Annotated in this window: 12 protein-coding genes; 1 reads left to right on the top strand and 11 read right to left on the bottom strand. The window is 70.6% G+C overall.

Going from position 1 to position 19,544, the window contains the following annotated elements; translation table 11 throughout:
* Positions 1 to 68: 68 nt before the first annotated feature.
* The 5 genes from rpmA to OG819_RS20665 all read right to left on the bottom strand — a co-directional run bounded on the left by rpmA (position 69) and on the right by OG819_RS20665 (position 7,278).
* Positions 69 to 323, bottom strand: a complete 255-nt coding sequence (gene rpmA / locus OG819_RS20685; RefSeq protein ID WP_028802588.1) for a 50S ribosomal protein L27 — start codon at positions 321 to 323, stop codon at positions 69 to 71.
* A gap of 14 nt (positions 324 to 337) precedes the next feature.
* Positions 338 to 658: a 50S ribosomal protein L21 gene (gene rplU, locus OG819_RS20680; RefSeq protein WP_054231928.1), complete on the bottom strand. Its 321-nt coding sequence runs from the start codon at positions 656 to 658 to the stop codon at positions 338 to 340.
* 251 nt (positions 659 to 909) lie between these two features.
* Positions 910 to 4,995, bottom strand: coding sequence for a ribonuclease E/G (locus OG819_RS20675; protein ID WP_266650798.1), 4,086 nt, complete (start codon positions 4,993 to 4,995; stop codon positions 910 to 912).
* Between the two features lie 261 nt (positions 4,996 to 5,256).
* Positions 5,257 to 6,033, bottom strand: a complete 777-nt coding sequence (locus tag OG819_RS20670; protein ID WP_266650797.1) for a TIGR03936 family radical SAM-associated protein — start codon at positions 6,031 to 6,033, stop codon at positions 5,257 to 5,259.
* A gap of 48 nt (positions 6,034 to 6,081) precedes the next feature.
* A complete protein-coding gene (locus tag OG819_RS20665; protein WP_266650796.1) occupies positions 6,082 to 7,278 on the bottom strand; it encodes a hypothetical protein in 1,197 nt (398 codons plus the stop codon).
* A 189-nt stretch (positions 7,279 to 7,467) separates the two neighbouring features.
* Here OG819_RS20665 and OG819_RS20660 point away from each other — a divergent pair, with 189 nt between their 5' ends.
* On the top strand, positions 7,468 to 8,052 hold the full coding sequence (locus OG819_RS20660) for a TerD family protein (RefSeq protein ID WP_266624690.1): 585 nt from the start codon (positions 7,468 to 7,470) through the stop codon (positions 8,050 to 8,052).
* A gap of 156 nt (positions 8,053 to 8,208) precedes the next feature.
* Here the strand turns inward: OG819_RS20660 and OG819_RS20655 are convergent, their stop codons facing one another.
* The 6 genes from OG819_RS20655 to mreD all read right to left on the bottom strand — a co-directional run bounded on the left by OG819_RS20655 (position 8,209) and on the right by mreD (position 19,531).
* Positions 8,209 to 10,752, bottom strand: a complete 2,544-nt coding sequence (locus OG819_RS20655) for an amino acid permease (protein ID WP_266650795.1) — start codon at positions 10,750 to 10,752, stop codon at positions 8,209 to 8,211.
* Between the two features lie 367 nt (positions 10,753 to 11,119).
* Positions 11,120 to 13,090: a TIGR03960 family B12-binding radical SAM protein gene (locus OG819_RS20650; protein WP_266650794.1), complete on the bottom strand. Its 1,971-nt coding sequence runs from the start codon at positions 13,088 to 13,090 to the stop codon at positions 11,120 to 11,122.
* Between the two features lie 81 nt (positions 13,091 to 13,171).
* Positions 13,172 to 14,788 carry a CYTH and CHAD domain-containing protein gene (locus OG819_RS20645; RefSeq protein ID WP_266650793.1) on the bottom strand — a complete coding sequence of 539 codons (1,617 nt, stop codon included), beginning with the start codon at positions 14,786 to 14,788 and terminating at the stop codon, positions 13,172 to 13,174.
* A 470-nt stretch (positions 14,789 to 15,258) separates the two neighbouring features.
* Entirely contained in the window at positions 15,259 to 16,455 is a 1,197-nt protein-coding gene (gene rodA / locus OG819_RS20640) for a rod shape-determining protein RodA (RefSeq protein ID WP_266624694.1), read from the bottom strand.
* A complete protein-coding gene (gene mrdA / locus OG819_RS20635; protein ID WP_266650792.1) occupies positions 16,452 to 18,713 on the bottom strand; it encodes a penicillin-binding protein 2 in 2,262 nt (753 codons plus the stop codon). Before mrdA ends, rodA begins: the two co-directional genes overlap by 4 nt.
* A gap of 152 nt (positions 18,714 to 18,865) precedes the next feature.
* The gene (mreD, locus tag OG819_RS20630) at positions 18,866 to 19,531 is read right to left on the bottom strand and encodes a rod shape-determining protein MreD (protein WP_266624696.1); all 666 of its coding nucleotides are present in this window, start codon (positions 19,529 to 19,531) and stop codon (positions 18,866 to 18,868) included.
* Positions 19,532 to 19,544 lie beyond the last annotated feature (13 nt).

Here is a 19,544-nt window from a genome sequence, read left to right as displayed (position 1 = left end):
TACAAAACACGCGAAAGGCGGACCCGCTTCCCGTACGGGAAGTGAGGTCCGCCTCGCGAAAGAACCGGTCAGGCGACCGGAACGATGTTCACGACCTTGCGGCCACGGTGGGTACCGAACTCCACCGCACCGGCGTCAAGGGCGAACAGCGTGTCGTCCTTGCCACGGCCGACGCCGTTGCCCGGGTGGAAGTGGGTACCGCGCTGGCGGACCAGGATCTCACCGGCGTTGACGACCTGACCGCCGAAGCGCTTCACGCCGAGCCGCTGAGCATTGGAGTCGCGACCGTTCCGAGTGGACGATGCGCCCTTCTTGTGTGCCATCTCTCCTCAGTCCCTTACTTCGCAGCCGCGGGGATCTCAGTGACCTTGATCGCCGTGTACTGCTGGCGGTGGCCCTGACGACGGCGGTAACCGGTCTTGTTCTTGTAGCGAAGGATGTCGATCTTGACGCCCTTGTGGTGGTCCACGATCTCGGCCTGGACCTTGATGCCGGCAAGGACCCACGGGTCGCTGGTCACGGCGTCGCCGTCGACAACGAGCAGGGTCGAGAGCTCGACCGTGTCGCCAACCTTGGCAGTGGGAATCTTGTCAACCTCAACGATGTCGCCGACAGCAACCTTGTGCTGGCGACCACCGCTGCGCACGATGGCGTACACGCGGATCTCTCTCTCGCTCGGAACGGAACCCCGCAGTCCAGCCACGCGCTGCGCGAGCGGCCTCTCCCGAAGCGCACGGCATGCGAACACGCATGACACGCGGAATTCCGGGAGGAAGAGGTTTACGGGGGTGCGGCGCGTCAGGGGACACGCCGACGGTCTAGGTTACGGGGCCCGGCTTGAGGGGTCAAACCGGGCCTCGCGGGGGCGGAGGGGACCGACTTCCGTCGCTCCCCTCCGCCCGTTGCGCGTCAGTCCTCGGTGGTCGCCGAGACCGTGGGACGGTCCTGCTGCTCGGCCGCCGCGGTCTTCTTCGCGGTCGTCTTCGCGGCCGTCTTCTTCGCGGCGGTCGCCTTCTTGGCCGTGGCCTTCTTGGCGACCGTCTTCTTGGCCGCCGTCTTCTTGGTGGCGGCCTTCTTCGCCGTCGCCTTCTTGGCCGTCTTGCGGGCGGCCGTCTTCTTGGCCGGAGCCGCGGCCTCGGTGTCGGCCTCCGCCTCGGCCTCGGGCGCCGTCTCGGGCGCTTCAGGGGCCTCGACCGGCTCAGCCGCGGCCGACGGGACGACCACGACGGCCGCCTCCTCGGACGCGGTGGGCGCGGTGGCCTTGCGGACGGCGCGGCGACGCGGGCGGGCCGGCGCGGCGGGCGCCTCGACGACCGTCTCGGGCTCTGCTTCGACGACCTCGGCGGCGGCCTCGGACACGGGCGCCGCGACCGGCTCCGTGACCGTCACCACGGTCTCTTCCGCCGCCTTCGGGGAACCGGCCGGAGCCGACACCTTGCGCGTCGCACGACGGCGCGTACGGCCCTTGGGAGCGGCCTCGTCCTCGGTTACGGCGGCCGGGGCGGCCTCGGGCGCCGACGTGACCTCGGGAGCCTCGACGACCGGGTCCTCGACCGCGACCGGCTCGGACTCGGCGGCCTCGCGGGACGTCAGAGCCCGCTCGGTCCGCTCGGCCCGCTCCTCACGGCGGCTCCGGGGAGCACGCTCCTCGGCCCTCGGCGCACCCGCGGGAGCCGACACGCGCCGGGTCGCCCGGCGCCGCGAACGGCCGCCACGGGAAGCCGCGGCCTCCGCCTCGGCGGCGCTGCTGTACAGCTCCTCGTCCGGCTGGAACTCGGCCTCGACCAGCGCGACGGGCGCGGCGACCTCGGCGGCCACCTCGGCCTCGCTCTCGACCGTCTCCGGCTCCTCCGCGATCTCGTGCGTGTGCTCGAGCTCGTGGTCGTGCTCGGCACCACCACGGCCGCGCTTCTTGCGCTTGCCGCCGCCTCCGACGGAGGTCGGCTGCTCCATGTGCACGATCACGCCACGGCCGTTGCAGTGGACGCAGGTCTCCGAGAAGGACTCCAGCAGGCCTTGTCCGACACGCTTGCGCGTCATCTGGACGAGACCCAGTGAGGTCACCTCGGCCACCTGGTGCTTCGTACGGTCGCGTCCCAGGCACTCCAGGAGGCGCCGCAGCACCAGGTCCCGGTTGGACTCCAGGACCATGTCGATGAAGTCGATGACGACGATGCCGCCCAGGTCGCGCAGCCGCAGCTGGCGCACGATCTCCTCGGCCGCCTCCAGGTTGTTCCTGGTCACGGTCTCTTCGAGGTTGCCGCCCTGACCGGTGAACTTGCCGGTGTTGACGTCGACCACGACCATGGCCTCGGTCTTGTCGATCACCAGCGAACCGCCGCTGGGCAGCCAGACCTTGCGGTCCAGGGCCTTCATCAGCTGCTCGTCGATGCGGTACGTCGCGAAGACGTCGACCTCGGAGGTCCACTTCGAGAGGCGGTCGGACAGGTCGGGCGCGACGTGGGACACGTACCCGTGGATGGTCTCCCACGCCTCGTCGCCGCTGACGATGACCTTGGTGAAGTCCTCGTTGAAGATGTCGCGGACGACCCGGACGGTCATGTCCGGCTCGCCGTACAGCAGGGTCGGAGCGTTGCCGCTCTTCGCCTTCTTCTGGATGTCCTCCCACTGCGCCTGCAGTCGCTCGACGTCGCGGCTCAGCTCGTCCTCGCTCGCGCCCTCGGCGGCGGTGCGCACGATGACGCCCGCGTCCTCGGGGACGATCTTCTTGAGGATGGTCTTCAGGCGCGCGCGCTCGGTGTCGGGCAGCTTGCGGCTGATGCCGGTCATCGAGCCCTCGGGCACGTAGACCAGGTAGCGGCCGGGCAGGGAGACCTGGCTGGTGAGGCGGGCGCCCTTGTGGCCGATCGGGTCCTTGGTGACCTGCACGAGGACCGACTGGCCGGACTTCAGGGCGCTCTCGATGCGGCGCGGCCCGTTGGCCATGCCGAGCGCCTCGAAGTTGACCTCACCGGCGTAGAGCACGGCGTTGCGGCCCTTGCCGATGTCGATGAAGGCGGCCTCCATCGACGGCAGCACGTTCTGGACCTTGCCCAGGTAGACGTTGCCGACGTACGAGGTCGACTGCTCCTTGTTGACGTAGTGCTCGACGAGCACGTTGTCCTCGAGGACGCCGATCTGGGTGCGCTCGCCGCTCTGTCGGACGACCATCACGCGCTCGACGGCCTCACGACGGGCCAGGAACTCGGCCTCGGTGATGATCGGAACGCGACGGCGGCCCTGCTCACGCCCTTCACGACGGCGCTGCTTCTTGGCCTCGAGGCGGGTCGAGCCCTTGATGGACTGCACCTCGTCCGTGCCATCGCCGGGCCGCTCGTCCTTCTTGCCGCGCGGCTCGCGGACCTTGACGACGGTGCGCTCGGGGTCGTTCTCGCCGGGCTCGGCCTCGGGGCCGGAGTCACCGGCACGACGGCGACGGCGACGACGGCGACGGCTGCTGCTGGAGCCGGAACCGCCCGGCTCGTCGCGCTCGTCCGCCTCCTCGGCGTCCTCCTCGGCCTGCTCGGCGGTGTCCTCGGCGTCCTGCGCGGCCTGCTCGGCGGCGTACTCGTCGTCACCGGCCTCACCGTCCGCCTCGGCGGACTCGCCACGGCGACGGCGACGGCCACCACGACGGCGACGGCGGCGCGAGCCCGCGGACTCCTCCTCGGACTCGTCACCCTCGATGCCGTCCTCGACGTCCTCGGCGGACTCGGCCGACTCCTCGGGTTCCTCCACCTCGTCGACGGGCTCCGCGGCCACGGGCGCCTCCTCGACGACCCGGCGACGACGGCGACGGCGTCCGCCGGTCTCCTCCTCGACGGCCACGGGTGCCTCGACGACCTCTTCGGCCTCGGGCGCCTCGGTGGTCTCGGCGGCCACTTCCGCCGCCTCGGCGGCGGCCGCGGCGGCGGCCCGCTCCGGCGTCTGGAACATCGGCTCGGTGAACACGGGCGCCTGGAACACGGCGACGGCGGGACGCGCGGGACGCCGTGCGGACTCGGCCTCCTTCGGCGCGGGAGCGGAGAAACCGACGGCGGCCTTGCGCGTGGCACGGCGGCGGGTACGGCGCGGGGCGCCGTCCTCGGCGGTCTCGGCCTCGGCGGCGGGCTGGGTCTCGGCGGCGGGCTCGGCGGGCTTGCTCTCGCTGGGGCTGGTCTCGCTGGTCACGGGCGCCTCCACACGCTCGTCGGCGGCGTCGCCCTCGGGCGCACCGGCGGGCGCGGAGGCGCGCCGGGTGGCGCGACGACGGGTGGTGCGACGAGGTGCGGCGTCCTCGGCGGCGGGGGTCTCTTCGACCTGCGCCTCGACGGGCTCCGTGACGACCTCAGGGGTCTCGGTGGCCGCGGGGGCCTGAGCGGTCTCGGCGGCCTGAGCGGTCTCGGCCGCCTTGGGCGCACCGGTCGGCGCGGAGGCGCGACGGGTCGCACGACGGCGCGGACGGGCGGCGGGGGCCGCTTCCTCGACGGCGGGGGCCGTCTCGGTGGCAGGGGCCGCTTCGGCCGCGGGGGCCGCTTCGACCCGGGCCTCGGTCGCGGACTGGGCGGGCGCGGCCGCGGCCACCACGGTCTCCGCGGCCTGGGCCGCTTCGCCCGTCACCGGCGCACCGGCGGGCGCGGACACCCGGCGGGTGGCGCGACGACGCGTACGGCGCGGAGCGGCGTCCTCGGCGGGTTCGACCGGCTCGGCGGCAGCGGGCTGCGCCACCGCCTCCTCCACCGTCTCTTCGGCCACCGCAGTCTCTTCGGTCTCTTCGGTCTCTTCGGCCTCGATGACCTCGGGCGCCTCGACGACCTCGGCGGTGGCGATGGCCTCCGCCGATGCCACCGGCGGTATGGCCGGAGCCGTGGTCTCGGCCACGGCCTGGGACTCGGCCGCGCCCGTGGGCGGGCCGGCCGGGCGCGACGCCGCACGGCGGCGGCGCCGCGGCGGCAGGGTGTCGCTCGGAGTGTTGTTGTTGTCGGAACCCTCAGTGGGTTCGGTCGGCTCGAGCATGCGGGTGGATCTCCCGTCAGGCTCCCGGGCGCCGCGCCTGGTCCGGCAGTGCCGGTGACGTCCGCGGCTCGCGCGATGCGCGGTGCCGCCGTCCGGGGCGCGGGCGCCGCACGGGAGCTCTCTGTGTCCTGTCTCGCCGGTTCCGTACGCCATGTGTGCGTACGGCCTGGCGAAAGTCTTCTGGTCGGTACGCTGCCCGACCCAGGTGGCTCCCGGATCCGAGGGCGGCGCTACGACATCCGTCCTTACGCGGGACCTTCCTTACGCCGACGCCTTCGCGGCGGCAGCTTCGGCGGCCCCTGTGCGATCGGCTGGGGCGGCCATGACTGCCTCGCGGTCGGGCGCGAGCGGGTCGGTCACCGTGCCGGTCTCTTCATCGAACAGCCCCTGCGCCAGCCTGGTCACCGCTGCGGGGACCGGCGGCGCCAGGTCGGCCACGGCGCGAAGACCGGACAGGACGTCGTCGGGTCGTACGGCAGGCGTCACGTGCCGAACAACCAGCCGCAGTATCGCACAGGGCTGGTCGGTCGGCCTATCGGCCTGCGGACTGTGCGCCTCGAGGTCCGCCACGGCACTGCGGGCGTCGAAGGTGCGCATCCCGTTCTTGGTCCTGCGCTGGACTTCCACCGCGTCGGCCGACTTGAAGGCGTCGACCGCGCGCTCCGCGTCCTCGAGGGCCACGCCGTCGAGGCGCAGCTCCCAGACGGATGCGGTAAGCCGGTCGGCGAGACCCGAGGTGCGGGCCTCGACCGCGTCGATGACGTCGAGCCCGTCGGGCAGCGACTCGTCGAGGAGCTCGCGCAGCTTCTGAGGGTCACGCGTCTGGGTGAGCGCGATCTCCAGGTACTCCGCCTCGCTGCCCGTGCCGGTGGGTGCGGCATTGGCGTACGACACCTTCGGATGCGGCGTGAACCCCGCCGAGTACGCCATCGGCACCTCGGCACGGCGCAGCGCACGCTCGAAAGCGCGCTGGAAGTCACGGTGGCTGGTGAACCGGAGGCGGCCGCGCTTGGTGTAGCGCAGTCGGATGCGCTGCACCGCGGGTGCGGGCGGCGGGCCTTCGGGCTGTCGCTTGCCCAGTGTCGTTCAGTCCTTCGTGAGAGCCGTCGTACTGCTACCTAGAGTACGTGTCTCGGCGGCTCCCGGTTCCCGCGGAACCTTCGCCAGGGGCACCCGCCCGGTCTCCCGGGGCGTGCCGAAGAGCATGCGGCGGATATCGGCGCGGGTCTGCCGCGCCGCCTCGCGGGCGGTGGCCAGGGCCTGCCGGGTCACGCGGCCCACACTGCGCGCGGCCTCGGCGGCGGGCCGCAGGACGGTGTCCCGGACGACGTGTCCGACCGGCGTCAGCACACTGCGGTACACCCACCGCACGGGCTCGACGAAGATCCACCGGAAGAGTCGTCCGAGGAACCGGCCGACGGCGAGCGAGAGGTGTCCGGCCACCCGCCAGGCGTGCCCGAGCGCGTCCCCGACCTCCCGCGCGACGACGGCGAGGACGCGCCCGACCGGTACGAGCACCCAGCGCCACAGGGCGAGGGCGGGCAGCACGAGCAGAACGCGCAGGGTCCAATAGAGCGCGGCGCCGATCCCGGTGAAGATCATCCGTACGAGCCACCCGAGTCCGCGCGCCGCCCACGCGATCGCCCGTCCGACGGGGGCGAGGATCCACTCGTACAGCCACAGCGCCGGTACGACGATCAGATGGCGGACCAGCCAGGCCACCGCCCGGTACACCCCGAGCCCGACCGCCCCGAACCCGATCCCGAGGCCCCTGAGCAGCCAGGCGACGGCCCGTCCGACGGGGGCCAGCACCCGGGCGTACACCCAGGCGAGTACGGCCCCGATGCCACGAAACACCCACGCGAACCCGGCGCCGACACCGCGGAGGACCCACATGAGCCCGGCGCCGACGCCCCGCGCCGCCCAGGCGATCGCGTGTCCGACGGGCGTGAGCACCGTCTCGTACATCCACACGGCGGGCACGACGAGCAGCACGTACCCGAGCCACGCCAGCGCCTTTCCGGCCGGCACCACGGCATGGCGCCACAGCGTCAGCCACGGCCAGACGAACACCGCCCACGCCACCCGCCGGAGCACCCGCCCCAGCGGGCGCAGCACGGTGTCCAGCAGAAACCTTCCGCCGACCACCAGGGCGTCCCACAGCATGCGTACCGGCACGACGAGCACAAGGACGACGATCCGCACGGGCAGGCGGATCGCGACCGTGAGGCACCCCTCGGCCGGTACTGCGGGTCGCTCAGCAGGCGACTTTTCCAGATCCATACCGTTGTAGACGCGTCAGCGCGGCATCTGGATGCACGCCAGGAGGCCGGTTGCACTCCCGGTGGAACATCCGGTGGTCGTACTGTTCCGCCCGGCCAAGAGCAGCTCCCAACCCCCGCCAGGGAAGCGCCAGGAACTCCGGGCACACTTTGCGTGTCGCAGTCCCGTCTCCAAGAGGATGATCCACGCATGATTACGCTCACTAAAGAAGACGGCCCGGCGGATCTGGACGGAGTCACCCATCTGTCCATCGGAGTGTCCTGGGATCCCACCGCGGGCAGCAGCGGTGGAGTGATGGGCGTACTCCGCCGCAAGACCGGCACCGACCTGGACCTGATCGCCATCGCGATGCAGGGCGCGGACCCGGTGCGTCTGGCAGGGCTCGACTCCCTCGACCCCATGGGCAACGGTTCCCTGGTCCACAGCGGTGACAACCAGACCGGGCACGGGGAGGGCGACGACGAGACAGTGACGGTCGAGTTCGCCCGGATACCGCCCAACATCACGTCGATCGTGTTCGTCGCCGCCGCCTTCAAGAAGAGCAGTTCCTTCCAGAAGGCACGCAACATCAGCTTCAAGGTGTACGACGCGACCGGCGGCACCACTCAGCAGGTCGCCGACATCTGGCCGAGCCTGCTCACCCAGGACAACGGGTGTGCCGTGGCCAAGGCCGTTCGGGTCGGCGGCAGCTGGAAGCTCGAGGTCATCAATGTGACGGGGAAGATCAAGCAGGGTGACGAGCACGCCCTGATGCGCTTCGCCGTCAGCAAGTAGTCCGACCTCAGTAGGTAGAACGAGGCTCCCGCACCGCACCGCGCTGGGCCTGGGCCGAGGCCCGGGCCCAGGCGCAGGCCGGACAGCGAAGGTGTCGAGGAGCCGGGCGAAGTCGAGGCGCTGGGCGAAGAGTCAGGTGCGCCATCACGCCACCGATCACGCGTCCGCCGGTGACAGGTCCTGCTCGGTCCAGATCGTCTTGCCGGTGGGTGTGTAGCGCGTGCCCCAGTGGTGGGTCATCTGGGCGATGATGAACAGACCCCGGCCTCCCTCGTCGTCGCTCGCGGCGTGCCGCAGATTGGGCGTGGTGTGGCCGGTGTCGGAGACCTCGCAGATCAGGGTCCGGTCGCGGATCAGGCGTACCTGGATCGGGCCGCCGACGTAGCGGATGGCGTTGGTGACCAGTTCGCTGACGATGAGCTCGCTCGCGAACGCCAGGTCGTCCAGCCCCCAGTCGCGGAGCTGCTTGCTGACGGCGGTGCGGATGGTGGCCACCGCCGCCGGGTCCGGGGACAGCTCCCACTGGGTGAACTGGTTCCGGTCGAGCAGCCGTGTGCGGGCGACGAGCAGCGTCGCGTCCTCGTCCACCGCCCCGGGCAGCAGGCTGGTCACCGCCCGGTCGCACAACTCCTCCAGGGACGCTCGGTCGTCGGCGAGGACCTGGGACAGCTGCGCGAGCCCGGCGTCACGGCCGTCGGCCGCCTGGAGCAGGCCGCCCGTGAAGAGGGCGACGAGACTGCCCGGCGGGAGCTCCAGATCCGTGCTCTGGTAGGGCACGCCGCCGATTCCCAGCGGCGGTCCGGGGGGCAGCTCCGGGTGGTCGACGACACCCGTGTGCGGTTCGACGACCAGCAGCACCGACTCCCCGGCCCGCGCCAGACTGCACTTCCCCGAGACGGGGTCGTACACCGCGTACAGGCAGGTCACGCCCAGGGCCGCGTCGGCGTGCGGCCTCAGGTGACCCGGGCCGTGGCCGACGCCGCCGTCGTACGCGGTCTGCTCGACCAGGTCGTCGAGGCGGGACAGGAGCTCGTCCGGGCTCAGGTCCAGCCGGGCCAGGACGCGCACACCCGTGCGCAGGCGCCCCATGGTGGCCGCTGCGCGCAGGCCGTGACCGAGCACGTCCCCGACGACCAGGGCGACCCGGGTGCCCGACAGGGGGATGACGTCGTACCAGTCGCCGCCCACCCCGGATCCGCTGTCGGCGGGCAGGTAGCGGCTCGCCGAGTCGACGGCGGCGTGCCGTGGCAGGTGGCGCGGAAGCAGGCTCCGCTGGAGTTTGAGGGCCACGGCGTGGCCGCGGGTGACCATCGGCATCAGCAGGAGACCGAGCAGCAGGGCGCCCAGACCCAGGACGGTGACCCCACCCGTCCTGCCGATCAGCGGCAGGTCGACGCTGGTCGTGCCGTATCTGGGGTCCGCGTAGACGACGAAGGCGGCGTAGAGGAACAACAGGAGCATGATCAGCCCGCCGAGCCCTGGCAACACGCCCTTGAAGACCAGGTCTTTGGTACTGCGGGTGAGGACCTTGCGGTGGTACCAGACGCAGGCGAAGCCGGTCAGTCCGTACTGGAACGCGATCGCGAGACCGACCGAGTCGATCGAGTCCGCCAGGACGTTCCGGCTGAACGCCGTCAGCAGGACCAGCAAGACGATCGACGCCGCACCCATGCCGACGGTTCCCCACGTCGGGGTGAGGAACCTGCGGTGGACCCGGGCGAACCGGGAGGGGACGGCCTTGTGGACCGCCATGGAGAAGACGGTCCTGGCCAGGGGCAGGATGGTGGTCTCGGCGGAGGCCAACGCGGAGGTCAGCACCATCAGGATCAGCAGTCTCGACAGGATCAGCCCCGCCTCGTCGCTCCCGAACACGGCCTCGCCCACTGCCGAGAACACGTCGCCCGCGTTCTGCGTGTTGCCGAGCCCGATACCCGAGGTGCCGACTCCCGCGAACGCCTGCGTCGAAGTGGACACCAGCCCGTACATGATCAGGAGCAGCACGGTGGACAGGACCGCGGCACGCCCGGGGACGCGCCTGCTGTCGACGGTTTCCTCGTTGACCGAGAACGCGGTGTCCCAGCCCCAGTAGAGGAAGACCCCCGCGAGGACACCGGAGGTCAGGGCTGTTGCCGAGGGCACCTCGAAGGGGTTGAACCAGGAGACGGAGACGTGGATCGCCGTCGGGGGAGGGCTGGTGTAGACCCTGACCAGCGCGGCGACGGCGAACAGGATCAGCATCACCACTTCCAGGAACAACAGCCAGCGCTGGACAGCCGCGGAGAACTCGATGCCGACGTAGCAGACCACCGTCAGCACGGCGATCCAGGCGATACCCGCCACGGTGGTCCACAGCCGGTTCTCCGCCAGTCCGTTCAGGCCCACCAACCGGAAGCCGTAGGTGGCGGCGATCTCGGCGAGGCTCGCCATGACGATGATGTTGGCGACGATGAGGCCCCAGCCGCCCATCCAGCCGGTGCGCGGTCCGAAGGTTCGGGTGGCCCAGGTGAAGGTGGTCCCGCAGTCGGCGTTGCTCGCGTTGAGCTCCCGGAAGGCGTACGCGACCATCAGCATCGGGATGAACGCCAGCATGGTGACGATCGGGGCCTGCAGTCCGACCCCGGCGACGATGATGCCCAGCGTGGCGGCCAGGCTGTACGCCGGGCCGGTGGAGGCCAGGCCCATGGCCAACGAGGAGAACATGCCCAGGGCGTCGTTCTTGAGCCCTTTCCGGCCGGCCCCCGTCCCCGGAGCGGGGCGGCTGGAAGACTCGGCGCCGCCAAAGTGCCTCACACTTGATTCCAACGCCGGGCCACTGCCCTCCGCAACAGCGCGGGGCCGACGGGAAAGCCGCCGGTAGCCGCACTGAGGCCCGTATCGGCCTCAGACCCACTCCGCCACCGAGTGGACGTCCGAGGAGCCTCTGGGCCCCGGCAGGGGTGTTCGAGGGCCGCAGCCCGACGCCGACTTCCGACAAACACAAGCGCCGTCGGCAGCCAAGGCGCCAGCCACCTCGCCCTCACCCACCCCCGCCAGGGCCTCGATCACCCGATCGAGCGCCCCGCGCACCTCAGTGCGCGTGACCGCTCCCAGCGGGGGCCGGGGCGGCGTTCTTGACGGTCAGCGGCAGCAGCTTCTTGCCCGTCGGGCCGATCTGGATGCTCGTGTCCATCTGAGGGCAGACGCCGCAGTCGAAGCACGGGGTCCAGCGGCAGTCCTCGACCTCCGTCTCGTCGAGGGCGTCCTGCCAGTCCTCCCAGAGCCAGTCCTTGTCGAGGCCGGAGTCGAGATGGTCCCAGGGGAGGACCTCCTCGTAGGTGCGCTCGCGGGTGGTGTACCAGTCGACGTCCACGCCGAAGGCGGGGAGGGTCTTCTCGGCGCAGGCCATCCAGCGGTCGTACGAGAAGTGCTCGCGCCAGCCGTCGAAGCGGCCGCCGTCCTCGTAGACCGCGCGGATGACGGCGCCGATGCGGCGGTCACCGCGGGAGAGCAGGCCCTCGACGATGCCGGGCTTGCCGTCGTGGTACCGGAAGCCGATGGAGCGGCCGTACTTCTTGTCGCCGCGGATCTTGTCGCGGAGCTTCTCCAGGCGGGCGTCCGTCTCCTCGGCGGAGAGCTGGGGCGCCCACTGGAAGGGGGTGTGGGGCTTGGGGACGAAACCGCCGATCGACACCGTGCAGCGGATGTCGTTCTGGCCGGAGACCTTGCGTCCCTCGGCGATCACGCTCATCGCCATGTCGGCGATCTGCAGGACGTCGTCGTCCGTCTCCGTCGGCAGACCGCACATGAAGTACAGCTTCACCTGACGCCAGCCGTTGCCGTACGCCGTGGAGACGGTCCGGATGAGGTCCTCCTCCGAGACCATCTTGTTGATGACCTTGCGCATGCGCTCGGAGCCGCCCTCCGGCGCGAAGGTCAGACCGGAGCGACGGCCGTTCCTCGTCAGCTCGTTCGCCAGGTCGACGTTGAAGGCGTCCACGCGAGTGGAGGGGAGGGAGAGGCCGATCTTGTCTTCCTCGTAACGGTCGGCCAGGCCCTTGGCGATGTCGCCGATCTCCGAGTGGTCGGCGGAGGAGAGGGACAGCAGGCCGACCTCCTCGAAGCCCGTCGCCTTCAGGCCCTTCTCCACCATCTCGCCGATGCCCGTGATCGAGCGCTCGCGCACCGGGCGGGTGATCATGCCCGCCTGGCAGAAGCGGCAGCCGCGCGTACAGCCGCGGAAGATCTCCACCGACATCCGCTCGTGGACCGTCTCGGCCAGCGGGACCAGCGGCTGCTTGGGGTACGGCCACTCGTCGAGGTCCATGACCGTGTGTTTGGACACACGCCACGGGACGCCCGACTTGTTGGGCACGACACGGGCGATACGGCCGTCGGAGAGGTACTCGACGTCATAGAACGCCGGAATGTAGACGTTGCCCGTCTTCGCCAGGCGGAAGAGGACCTCCTCGCGGCCGCCCGGGCGGCCCTCCGCCTTCCAGGCCCGGATGATCTCCGTCATGTCGAGCACGGCCTGCTCGCCATCACCGATGATCGCCGCGTCGATGAAGTCGGCGATCGGCTCGGGGTTGAACGCCGCGTGGCCGCCGGCCAGGACGATCGGGTCGTCGAGCGTACGGTCCCTGGACTCCAGCGGGATCCCGGCCAGGTCCAGGGCCGTCAGCATGTTCGTGTAGCCCAGCTCCGTGGAGAAAGACAGGCCGAAGACGTCGAAGGCCTTCACCGGGCGGTGGCTGTCCACCGTGAACTGGGGGACCCGGTGCTCACGCATCAGCTCCTCCAGGTCCGGCCAGACGCTGTACGTGCGCTCGGCGAGGACGCCCTCGCGCTCGTTCAGCACCTCGTAGAGGATCATGACGCCCTGGTTGGGCAGTCCGACCTCGTAGGCGTCCGGGTACATCAGCGCCCAGCGGACGTCACAGGCGTCCCAGGGCTTGACCGTGGAGTTGAGCTCTCCGCCGACGTACTGGATCGGCTTCTGCACATGCGGGAGCAGAGCTTCGAGCTGTGGAAACACCGATACAGCGGCTTCGGCAGGCATCTCGCGAACCTTCGTGAGCTGGGAGGTACTGACAGGGGTGACCATCCAGACTAACGCGGCCGGAGCCTGCCCCCGTACGCCTCAGACGGCACCCTTGTCCTCGATCGCCTCCCACTCCCCCGGCAGCGCCGCTTCCGCCGCCGCCGCCCGCTGCTCCTCACGGCCGTACAGCACCCCGTACGTGAACGCGTTCTCGTCCGCCCCCTGCGCCTCGGTCGCCAGCTCCCGCAGGGTCTCGCGGACCATCACGCTGTCCTGGTGGTCGCCCAGCAGGGTCTGCAGGGACTTCATCGACTTGACCAGCTCGGCGGCGGGTTCACCGAGCGCGGGGGTGGCCGTCTCGGCCGCGTAGCGCGTGCGCTTGGCCTTCTTGCGGGCGTCGTGCATCGCGAGGTCGCGCTCGGAGCCGGGCGACAGCTCCAGGGCCTGCCCTACCAGGTCGGCGACCTTCTTGAAGTCCTTCCGTACGGCCTTGGCGATCACCTTCTCGGGCTCCTTCGAGGCCGCCTCCAGCAGGGGCGGCCCGGCCACCAGGGTGTCCAGTGTCGTCAGCAGGTCCAGGTAGCGCCTGCCGTCCAGTACGGCGATCAGGCGTTGCCGGGAGCCGGAGCGGCGGGCCCCCGACCAGGTGTCCAGGCGGTCCTGGACGGGGCCCATGATCAGGTCGGACGGGAGGCCGTCGAGCGCCGCCGTCAGGTGCTCGGTGAGAACCTCCTGGTCGCGGTCGACGCCCAGCTCGGCGGCGAGCCACTTCAGCTCGTCGCCGACCGGGCCGGTGACGGTGCGGTCGAGGACCTTGCCGTACGAGCGGAAGGTGCTGCGGAGGCGGCGGGTGGCGACGCGCATGCGGTGCACGGAGTCGGGCACGTCGCGGCGGACGGCGGGGTCCAGCTCGACGATCGCGTCCCGCTGGGCGCGGACGTAGGCGAGGACGTGGTCGCCGGCGGTACGCGGGGCCGACTCGCGGGGTCCGGACTTCGCGTCCGTCGCCGCCTTTGTTGCCTTCGTCGCCTTCTCGCCCTTTTCCGCCTTCCCCGATCTCTCTGATTTCTCCGACTTCTCCGGCTTCCCCGGCTTCGTGGACCTCCGGGGAGCCGTGTCCTCGAGCGCCTTGGCCAGTTTGGACGCCGAGGCGGAGCGCCTGAGGCCCGCCTTCCGGAGCTTCTTCTCGACCTTGTCGAGGAAGGCCGGGTCGCCGTCGTCGGCGAGTTCCACCTCGATCTCGGTCCATTCGGCGCTGCCCGCGCCGCCGCTGAGGCGCTCCGCGCGGACGCGGTCGACGCTGACCTCGGCGAGGAGGGTGCCGGAGGCGTCGACCAGGTGGCGGACGTCACGGGCCGACAGGAGACGTACGACAGGGACCAGTTCGGCCTCCCGGACGCGGGAGCGGACGAGGGCGGTCAGGTCGTCGGGGACGGAGTCGGAGAGGGGGGCGCGGATTTCGTCGCGGACGCCCTCGGAGACGGGGAGTTTGAGGTGCCAGCCCGCGTCGTCGCCGCCGGTGCGGCGGCGGAGGGTGAGGGAGGCGGTGGCGAGCCGCTGGTCGGCCGTGTCGTAGTAGGTGGCGTCCAGTTCGGCGACGCCCTTGTCGATGACGCGCGAGACTCCTGGGACGTCGGTCAGGTCCGGGAGTGGCGTGTCGCCGCCGGCCGGGGGACCCTCGTACTTTCGCTCGATTTCGCGCTTGGTGTCCACCATGAACTGAATCTAGTGGCTGTCGGGCCGGGATGGCAGGGGCAGCCTCTGCCGGGACTCCCGGGAACGACCGGATCTCGCCCCCGCCGCCCCTACCCGTCCCATCCCCAGGGGCTCCGCCCCTTCAACCCCACCAGGGGCGCTGCGCCCCCTGGACCCCCGCATCGGCCTGAACGGCCTCGTCCTCACACGCCGGACGGACTGAAGACCCGGGCCAGGCGGAGGCTTTTAGGGGCGCGGGGAACTGCGCGACCAGCCCCCACCCGCCCGCGGCCAAAGAACCTCCCGACCGACGGGGATCCGGGGCGCAGCCGCGACCCCTCAGGGGCGCGGGGAATTGCGCGACCAGCCCCCACCGGCCCGCGGACAAAGAACCTCCCAGCCGGCGGGGATCCGGGCCGCAGCCCCGACCCACCCGCGGACAAGGAACCCCCACCCACCAACGCACCCCCTCCCGCCCAACCGCCGGAGGCCTACGCCGACATGGGGCGCTGGACTCTGATCGACTGCAACAACCCCACCGCCACCCACACCGCGAACATCGACGAACCGCCGTAGGAGACGAAGGGGAGGGGTAGGCCCGCGACCGGCATGATGCCGAGGGTCATGCCGATGTTCTCGAAGGCCTGGAAGGCGAACCAGGCGATGATGCCGGCGGCGACGATCGTGCCGTACAGCTCGGTGGTCTCGCGGGCGATGCGGCAGGCCCGCCACAGGACGACGCCCAGCAGGAGCAGGATCAGGCCCGCGCCCACGAAGCCCAGTTCCTCGCCCGCGACCGTGAAGACGAAGTCTGTCTGTTGTTCGGGGACGAACTGGCCGGTGGTCTGGGAGCCGTGGCCGAGGCCCGTGCCGAAGAGGCCGCCGGAGCCGATGGCGATACGGGCCTGGTTGGTGTTGTAGCCCACGCCCGCGGGGTCGAGGTCGGGGTTGGCGAAGGCGGCGAAGCGGTTGATCTGGTACTCGTCGAGGATCTTGAGCTGCCAGATGGCCACCGCGCCCAGCGCACCGGCACCGAGCAGACCGAACACCCAGCGGTTGGAGGCGCCGGAGGCGAGCAGCACCCCGAGCACGATGATGACCGCGACCATGATCGTGCCCAGGTCGGGCATGAGCAGCACGACCGTCATCGGGACGGCCGCGAGGCCCAGGGCCTGCAGCACCGTGCGGTGGTCGGGGTACTGCTTGTCGCCCGCGTCCACTCGGGTCGCCAGCAGCATCGCCATGCCCAGGATGATCGTGATCTTGATGAACTCGGCGGGCTGGAGCGACAGACCGCCCGCGACGAGCCAGTTGCGCTGGCCGTTGATCGTCGCGCCCAGCGGGGTGAGCACCAGCAGGATCATGAAGACCGAGAGGCCGTACAGGATCGGGACCGCCGTGCGCAGGGTGCGGTGGCCGAGCCAGATCGTGCCGACCATCAGGCCGAAGCCGATGCCGGTGTTCATGAGGTGGCGGATGAGGAAGTAGTACGGGTCGCCCTGGTTGATCTCGGTGCGGTTGCGGGTCGCCGAGTAGACGAGGGCCGAGCCGATCAGGGAGAGCGCCATGGCCGAGAGCAGTATCGGCCAGTCGAGGCGGCGGGCCAGTGAGTCGCGGGCCAGGAGCCGCGACATCCCGCCCCGGGCGGGGCCGTAGCCGGAGACGGAGAAGTTGTTCGCTCCGGTCATGTCAGGATCCTCGTCCCCCGCCGCTTCTTCGGACGGTCCGTACGCCTTCGGGTGTTGCGGTTACTGGCCGTCGGGGACGGCGTGGTGCCCGCGGGCAGCTGCTGGTCGGTGGCCCCGGGTGAGGGCGACTCGCTGGCCTGGAGGTCCTTGACGGGGTCCTTGGAGATCTCCGGGGTGTCGATCGAACCGTCCGTCTGGATCTTCGGCAGGCCCTTCTGCGGGGTGGGGAGGAGGGCCTTCGAGTTGTCGATGGAGCCGTCGGCCTGGACGCCGTACAGCGCGTTGTAGATGTTGCGCACAGCCTCACCGGAGGCGCCGGAACCCGTACCGGCCTGGGCGATGGTCATGACGACCGTGTAGTCCTTGGTGTACGTGGCGAACCAGGACGTGGTCTGCTTGCCGTAGACCTCGGCGGTACCGGTCTTGGCGTGCAGCGTGATCTTGTCCTGCGGCCAGCCGCCGAACTTCCAGGCGGCGGTACCGCGGGTGACGACGCCTTCGAGGGCCGAGTTCATGCCCTTGAGCGTGTCCTTGCTGATCGGGAGCTTGCCCTTGACCTTGGGCTTGATCTCCTGGACGGTCTTGCCGTCGGCGCTGACGATCGCCTTGCCGATGGTCGGCGCGTGGACGGTGCCGCCGTTGGCGAGCGCCCCGTAGATCATGGCCTCCTGGATCGGCGTGACGAGGGTGTCGCCCTGGCCGATGGAGTAGTTGATCTCGTCACCCTCGCGCATCTTGTTGCCCTCGAGGCAGTTCTCGTACGCGATCTTCTGGACGTAGTCGCCGTCCTTCTTGCCGGTCTTGCACCAGACGTCCTTGTTGGCCTTCCAGTAGCTCTGCTTCCACTGGCGGTCCGGCACGCGGCCCGTGACCTCGTTGGGCAGGTCGACGCCGGTCTCCTTGCCGAGGCCGAACTGGTGGGCGGCCTTGAAGAAGTAGTCCTTCGGCTCCCCCTTCTTGGGGTTGATGCCGCCGTCCTTCTTCCACTCGTTGTCCGCGAGGCCGTAGAAGACGGTGTCGCAGGAGACCTCGAGGGCCCGGCCGAGCGAGATGGGGCCGAAGTTCTCGCCCTCGAAGTTCTTGAAGACCTGGCCGCCCACCGAGTACGAGCTGGTGCAGGGGTAGCCGCCGTCCCACTCGTAGCCGGCCTCGACCGCGGCGGCCGTGGAGACCACCTTGAAGGTCGAACCGGGCGCGGACTGACCCTGTATGGCCCTGTTGAGCAGCGGGTAGTCGGAGTTCTTTCCGGTGAGGGCCTTGTAGTCCTTGGCCGAGATGCCGCCGACCCAGGCGTTCGGGTCGTAAGTCGGGGCGGACGCCATGGCGACGATCCGGCCGGTCTTGGCCTCCATCACGACGACGGCGCCCGAGTCGGCCTTGTAGTTCTCGCTGGTGATCTTGTCGTACTGCTTGCGGGCGGCCTTCATCGCCGTGTCCAGCTCGTACTCGGCGACCCGCTGGACGCGGGAGTCGATGCTGGTGACGAGGTTGGAACCGGACTGCGCCGCGTCGCTCTTGGCCTTGCCGATCACCCGGCCGAGGTTGTCGACCTCGTAGCGGGTGACGCCGGCCTTGCCGCGCAGCTCCTTGTCGTACTGGCGCTCGAGGCCGGAGCGGCCGACCTGGTCCGAGCGGAGGTAGGGCGAGCTGCTGTCCTTGGCCTGGGTGATCTCGGCGTCCGTGACGGGCGAGAGATAACCGAGGACCTGGGCGGTGTTGGCCTTGCCGGGGGCGGCGTAGCGGCGTACGGCCTCGGGCTCGGCGCTGATGCCGGGGAAGTCCTCGGAGCGCTCACGGATCTGCAGGGCCTGCTTGGCGGTGGCCTCGTCGGTGATGGGGATGGGCTGGTACGGGGAGCCGTTCCAGCAGGGCTGCGGCGTCTTCGCGTCGCACAGCCGGACCTTCTGGATGACGTCCTCGGGCTTCATGCCGAGCACGCCGGCCAGCTTGGTCAGCACCGCCTTGCCGTCGTCCTGCATCTTCATCAGGTCGGTGCGGGAGGCGGAGACCACGAGCCGGGTCTCGTTGTCGGCGATCGGCACACCGCGCGCGTCGAGGATCGAACCGCGCACCGCGGGCTGGACGACCTGCTGGACGTGGTTGCCGGAGGCTTCCTTGGCGTACTCCTGGCCGTTGCGGATCTGGAGGTACCAGAGGCGGCCGCCGAGGGTGCCGAGGAGGGAGAGGACGAGGATCTGGATGGCGACGAGTCGGATCTGGACCCGTGGGGTCCTGCCGGTCTCGGGAATGTTGGTCACTGGTGCTGCCTCCCCCTCTCAGAGTGGGCACGGGACATGGGCGCGCGAGCCGTCTGCGTACGGGGCACCACATGCGTACGAGCCATACAAGTCATACGAGTACACGGCGAACCTTGGAGGCTTGACCCCGGGGTCGGTCAACTGACGTGTCCTCACAGGCGCTTGACCCCCTTGATACGCCCCGCGCGGGCGACGCGCGCCCGGGCGGCCTTGACTCGGTGGCCGCGCTGACTGCCGATGCGCAGGCCGGTGCCCGAGGCCAGCCAGCCCGAGGAGACGTCCGAGGCCTTGGCGCTGTTGGAGTCGCCGAGCGGATTGCCCTCCGAGCGCCGGGCCAGGGCCATCAGCCCCGGAACCACGAACGGCGCGAGGAGCAGGTCGTACAGGGCGGCCGTGAACAGCAGGCTGCCGAGGCCGACATGGCGGGCGGCGGTGTCGCCGACGAGGGCGCCGACACCGGCGTACAGCAGGGTGGAGCCGATCGCGGCGGCGACGACCACGGCCATCGGGCCGGTCGCCGACTTGAGCTGACCGTTCTCCGGTCTCGCCAGCCCCGCGAGATAGCCGATGACGCACAGCACGAGGGCGTAGCGCCCGGCGGCATGGTCGGCGGGCGGGGCGAGGTCGGCGAGCAGGCCGGCGGCGAAGCCGATGAGGGCGCCGCCGACATGGCCGTACACCATGGCGAGGGCCAGCACCGTGAGGAGGACGAGGTCGGGGACGGCGCCCGGAAGGTGGAGACGGGCGAGGACGCTCACCTGGATCACCAGGGCGACCACCACCAGGGTGGCGGAGAGCAGCAGCCGATTGAAACGCATGGGGATTCAGCTC

The organism is Streptomyces sp. NBC_01549 (genome assembly GCF_026339955.1).
Classification (GTDB): Bacteria; Actinomycetota; Actinomycetes; order Streptomycetales; family Streptomycetaceae; genus Streptomyces.
This window is presented reverse-complemented; position numbering and strand designations above follow the sequence as displayed.

Bases quoted from the DNA above. Each gene is read 5' to 3' on its own strand.
- rodA (WP_266624694.1), bottom strand. From the start codon at position 16,455: ATGACCGGAGCGAACAACTTCTCCGTCTCCGGCTACGGCCCCGCCCGG.
- mreD (WP_266624696.1), bottom strand. From the start codon at position 19,531: ATGCGTTTCAATCGGCTGCTGCTCTCCGCCACCCTGGTGGTGGTCGCC.
- OG819_RS20645 (WP_266650793.1), bottom strand. From the start codon at position 14,788: ATGGTGGACACCAAGCGCGAAATCGAGCGAAAGTACGAGGGTCCCCCG.
- OG819_RS20650 (WP_266650794.1), bottom strand. From the start codon at position 13,090: ATGCCTGCCGAAGCCGCTGTATCGGTGTTTCCACAGCTCGAAGCTCTG.
- OG819_RS20665 (WP_266650796.1), bottom strand. From the start codon at position 7,278: ATGGATCTGGAAAAGTCGCCTGCTGAGCGACCCGCAGTACCGGCCGAG.
- OG819_RS20660 (WP_266624690.1), top strand. From the start codon at position 7,468: ATGATTACGCTCACTAAAGAAGACGGCCCGGCGGATCTGGACGGAGTC.
- OG819_RS20655 (WP_266650795.1), bottom strand. From the start codon at position 10,752: ATGTTCTCCTCGTTGGCCATGGGCCTGGCCTCCACCGGCCCGGCGTAC.
- rpmA (WP_028802588.1), bottom strand. From the start codon at position 323: ATGGCACACAAGAAGGGCGCATCGTCCACTCGGAACGGTCGCGACTCC.
- OG819_RS20675 (WP_266650798.1), bottom strand. From the start codon at position 4,995: ATGCTCGAGCCGACCGAACCCACTGAGGGTTCCGACAACAACAACACT.